At 60.3% G+C, this 4,575-nt stretch carries 5 protein-coding genes; all 5 read left to right on the top strand.

All coding sequences use genetic code 11. The features are described 5' to 3' along the window. On the top strand, positions 1 to 536 hold a 536-nt coding region (locus VL202_RS01535), incomplete at its 5' end, for a UDP binding domain-containing protein (protein ID WP_325462432.1). Between the two features lie 40 nt (positions 537 to 576). Next, on the top strand, positions 577 to 1,758 hold the full coding sequence (locus tag VL202_RS01530; RefSeq protein WP_325462431.1) for a glycosyltransferase family 4 protein: 1,182 nt from the start codon (positions 577 to 579) through the stop codon (positions 1,756 to 1,758). Between the two features lie 13 nt (positions 1,759 to 1,771). Continuing rightward, the gene (locus VL202_RS01525) at positions 1,772 to 2,506 is read left to right on the top strand and encodes an FkbM family methyltransferase (protein WP_325462430.1); all 735 of its coding nucleotides are present in this window, start codon (positions 1,772 to 1,774) and stop codon (positions 2,504 to 2,506) included. Next, positions 2,503 to 3,816 (top strand): O-antigen ligase family protein, encoded by a 1,314-nt coding sequence (locus tag VL202_RS01520; protein ID WP_325462429.1) that lies wholly within the window; start codon positions 2,503 to 2,505, stop codon positions 3,814 to 3,816. Before VL202_RS01525 ends, VL202_RS01520 begins: the two co-directional genes overlap by 4 nt. Before the next feature lies 1 nt (position 3,817). Next, positions 3,818 to 4,575: oligosaccharide flippase family protein (locus tag VL202_RS01515; RefSeq protein WP_325462428.1), on the top strand; the 758-nt coding region annotated here is incomplete at its 3' end.

Below are 4,575 nucleotides of genomic sequence, written 5' to 3'. Positions count from 1 at the left end.
TTTTCGTGTCCGATACCAAGCTGAACATTTCGTCCTATTATATGCGGCCCGGCGGCGCCTTCGGGGGCTCGTGCCTGCCGAAGGACGTGCGGGCGATGCAATATATCGCCGCCGATTGCGGCGCCCATACGCATCTGGTGGATTCGCTGCTGCGTTCGAACGATGCCCATAAATACCGCCTGCTGGAGCAGGTGAGCCGCGGCCTGCCGCCGGGGGCATCGCTCCTTGTCGTCGGCCTGGCCTTCAAGGCGCTGACGGACGATCTCAGGGAAAGCCCGAACATCGATTTGACGCGGGGCCTTCTGCAAGCCGGGTTCCGCGTCTCGGTGTTCGATCCTGCCATCGATGCCTCCAAGCTGGTGGGCGCCAATCTGGGCTATGCCTATACGCAAATCCCCACCTTGAGCAGGATGCTGGTCGACAGGCAGACGGCGGAGACGACCGTCTATGATCGTGTCGTGCTGACCAATGCGACGGCAAAGCTGCTGAACCTCGCCACCTTCGGCGATGTGATCGATATCGGCTCTCTGAAATGAGAAATTACGGCATGCAACTTTGCAATTCACGGTCATTCCCATGCGCATGAACGGACGCAAGATCCTCATCATCGTCGAGAACCTGCCCGTTCCCTTCGACAGGCGCGTCTGGCAGGAAGCACGCGCCCTCAAGACGGCAGGCGCGCAGGTGAGCGTCATCTGCCCGCAGGGCAAGCATCATCTCGCCCGCTATGAATGTCTCGAAGGCATCCATGTCTACCGCCATCCGCTGGCCGAGGGCGGCGGCGGCGCGATCGGCTATCTCGTGGAATATGCGACGGCGCTGGTCTGGGAGACCTATCTGGCCTGGAGGATATTCTTCCGCCACGGCTTCGATACCATACAGGGATGCAATCCTCCGGACCTGATCTTCCTGATCGCATGGCAGTTCAAGCTGATCGGCAAGCGGTATGTGTTCGATCATCACGACATCAACCCGGAACTGTACGAGGCGAAGTTCGGACGGCGCGACCTGTGGTGGCGGGTAATGGTCGCCATGGAATGGCTGACGTTCAAGACGGCCGATGTCGTTATCTCCACGAACGAAAGCTACAAGAAGATCGCCATGCAGCGCGGCGGCAAGCGGGAAAGCGATATCGTCGTGGTGCGCAGCGGGCCTGACCTGTCGCGCATCATCGTTCCGCCGCCGGCCCCGAAACTGAAGCGGGGCCGCGATTTCCTGGTGGGTTATGTCGGCGTCATGGGCGAACAGGAGGGGATCGATCTCCTTCTGGAGGTCGTCCACCATATCGTCTTCACCCTGGGAAGGCGCGATATCCAGTTCACCCTGGTGGGTGGCGGACCGAGCCTTGCCAAGCTTCAGGCCCTGTCGAAGGAACTGGGCGTCGAGGACTATGTCGAATTCATGGGCCGCGCGCCGGACGACATCCTGTTCAGGCTCCTGTCGACCTCGGATATCTGCGTCAATCCCGACCGGGTCAACGAGATGAACGACAAGTCGACGATGAACAAGATCCTGGAATATATGGCGTTCAGCAAGCCGATCGTTCAGTTCGACGTCACCGAGGGGCGCTATACGGCGCAGGAAGCCTCGCTTTACGCAAGACCCAACGACACGGTCGATTTTGCCGACAAGATCCTGCAACTGCTTGCCGATCCGGGCGAGCGGCAAAGGCGAGGCGCCATCGGCCGCCGCCGCATTGTCGAGGAACTCTCCTGGGAATTCGAAGCTCCCAAATATATTCGCGCGCACAAGATCTGACGGGATAGAGAACATGCAAACATGGGCGGATCTGCGGTTTTTCGTTGCGATGCGGCTCTACTATTTCCGCCAGTTGCTGACGCGCGACGGCGAATGGGAGCTGAGGCTCCTGAAGAGATACGGATCGGGAAAAGCCCTTGCGGTCGATATCGGCGCAAACAACGGCACCTATTCCTACCATATGAGCCGACATTTCGCGGAGGTCGTCGCATTCGAGCCTAACCCGATGTTCGCGCGCTTTCTTTCCCGTTTGCCCGCACGGGTGAAAACCCAAGCCGTCGCATTGTCGGACCATGGCGGCGAGGGGACGCTTTCGATACCCGTCGGCTCCAATGGCGAGGCGCCGGGCTGGGCGTCGCTCGAGCAGATCGACAGCCAGGCGCGCGCCTTGCAGGTTCCCTTGAGGACACTCGATTCCTTCGATCTGGCACCTTCATTCATCAAGATCGACGTGGAAGGCCACGAACACGCCGTTCTCTCGGGCGCTCGCGCGACGATCGGAAAACACCGCCCGGTCGTTCTTGTGGAAGTCGAGGAACGCCACAGGAAGGGGTCCGTCGAAGCCTTGAGGCAGATGATGGAGAGTTGGGGATATGAAGGCTTCTTCTTCGAGGATGGCCAACAGACGCCGATCTCGGCCTTCGACAAGCAGGTCCACCAACCGGACCTCGGTGTCTTTCCCGGCAAACGGTTCAAGCGTCAGGAACTGAAATATTACAACAATTTCCTGTTCCTGCCGAAACGATGACCGACAGTGCGACACAATCGGACCTGCAGTCCTTCCAGATTCCGGCCAAAATCCCGGTCAAGACCCCGGCGACGGCACGCTGGCGGGTGATGGACACCGTCTTCTCGCTGCTGCTGTTCCTGACCTTCAACCCCTTTCCGCAATTGTTCAAGGGCGCGGACGAAATCTCCTCCGGGGACGCTGCCGGGAAGTCCTATCTTCTGATCCTGAAAATGCTGCTCTGCCTGCTTGCCGTCGCCGTTTTCTTCAAGAAGGTGAAGATCGGGGACATCAAGGCTCTTTCACCGCTCTTTGCTTTTCTGCTGATCGCGTTCTTCTCGGTTGCCTGGTCGAGCGAGCCCTATCTGACCGCGCGCGCCACTTTCGAGCTGGGAATTTGCGTGCTTTTGGGCCTCGTTCTCATCACCTGCCGGACAGTCGATGAAACCCTCCGGCTGATCTATGTGACCGTCAGCGTCGCGGTCGTTCTGTCGCTGGTGAATGCCGTGCTCTTCCCGAGCCTTGGCCAGCACAATGCAGACGATTTCAAGCAAAGCGTTCATGCCGGCCTGTGGCGGGGTATCTTCATTCACAAGAACATTCTCGGGCAGGTCGCTTCCCTGCATTTGGCGATGACGGTTCTTTCTCGCCGGGAGATTATCAGCAACGGTCTCCTGAGGGGGGCGTTGCTCATGGTTTCAGTCACCGTCCTGGTGAAGTCGGGGTCAGCAACGGCCTATATCCAGCTTTTCTTCGCCATTCTGGTTTTCTTCTTTATCCGCTTGTCACTTTCCCTCAGGATGTTCCTGTCGATCCTTTTGGTCGTCACCATGCCCTTCGGCCTGGTATTCTACGCCGAGATTGCCGATGTCGTCCTGGGCGCGGCGGGGCGGGAACTCACCTTGACCGGGCGCACCCAGGTCTGGAACTGGCTGCTTGCCTATGAAGGCGCCCCCTGGCTCAACGGCGTGGGGTTCGGCAATTTTTACACGATCGGCAGCCACCTGCAGGATGCTTTCGGCCTGGCCGTCGTCGATGCCCACAGCGGCTATCTCGAACTCTACCTGACCTTGGGTGCCCTTGGCCTCGCCGCCTTCTCCTACCTTGTACTGTCCGGCTTTGCAGCGCTCTGGAAACTGAAAACGAGCGTCCCGTCCTTTGCGATGCTTGGGATCGTCATTTTGTCGATGTGGGTCCTGAATGCCGTGACCGAAACCTCGCCGTTCCGGCCCAACAATGGCCTGTTCGCCTGCGCGCTCGTCATTGTCGCGATGGCGCTCAAACGGGCAGCGGCGGCGCGTAGCCCGGCCCCGGCCAGGGGCGGCCCTTAGGATGCGGCAGGCTTATCTCTACGCGGCCGGTTCGCTGTTCACCATGATGTGCGGCATGGCGCTCAACGTCCTCGTCGGCCGCTTCCTCGGTCCCGACCAATACGGCATTTATGCGCTTAGCCGCACGGCGGCGCAGTTTTTCCTGATGATCGCGCCGTTAGGCATGGAACTCGGCCTGCAGCGGTTCATGTCGGTGGCGGTGCAGGAAAATCGCAGCCCGGCGCAGTTGTTGCGGTTCGCCCGCACGGCCGCCTTCGCCGTGTTCCTCGTGACGGTCCTGGTACTGCTCATGGGCGGCGCGGCGGCGCTCGAGGATGCCTATCGGGCGCCGGGCCTCGCAATGGCGCTGGTCGTCACGCTCCTGTCGGCCCCGTTCCTGATCGATGCCATGCTGATCTTCTCGCTGGGGCGGGTCATCGGCGACATGCGACCCTATATGCTGTGGATCCTGTTCTTCCAGCCTCTGTTGCGCCTGGCGCTGACGGCCGCGGTTCTGGTGCTTGACGGCGATGTCCAGGCGGTTCTGACGGCCGCCATCTTCGCGGGCGCATTGACATGGCTCGGCTATGCGATGAGCGAAAACCGCATCGCCGGCGGGGCCGATACGCGTCCTCCTCAGGAGCGCCGGACCGAACTCCGCCAGTTCTTTCAAACCTCGCTGTGGCTCGGGGTCAGCATTTTCTTCTACGGGCTGATGCGATCGTCGGATACGTTGGTTCTCGGCCTGTTCGTCTCCGTCGGCGATGTCGGACGATATGC

This window comes from Pararhizobium sp., from assembly GCF_035497515.1.
GTDB lineage: Bacteria > Pseudomonadota > Alphaproteobacteria > Rhizobiales > Rhizobiaceae > Pararhizobium.
This window is presented reverse-complemented; position numbering and strand designations above follow the sequence as displayed.

Excerpts from the sequence above, each read along its gene's own strand:
- VL202_RS01520 (WP_325462429.1), top strand. The coding sequence starts at position 2,503 with ATGACCGACAGTGCGACACAATCGGACCTGCAGTCCTTCCAGATTCCG.
- VL202_RS01525 (WP_325462430.1), top strand. The coding sequence starts at position 1,772 with ATGCAAACATGGGCGGATCTGCGGTTTTTCGTTGCGATGCGGCTCTAC.
- VL202_RS01530 (WP_325462431.1), top strand. The coding sequence starts at position 577 with ATGCGCATGAACGGACGCAAGATCCTCATCATCGTCGAGAACCTGCCC.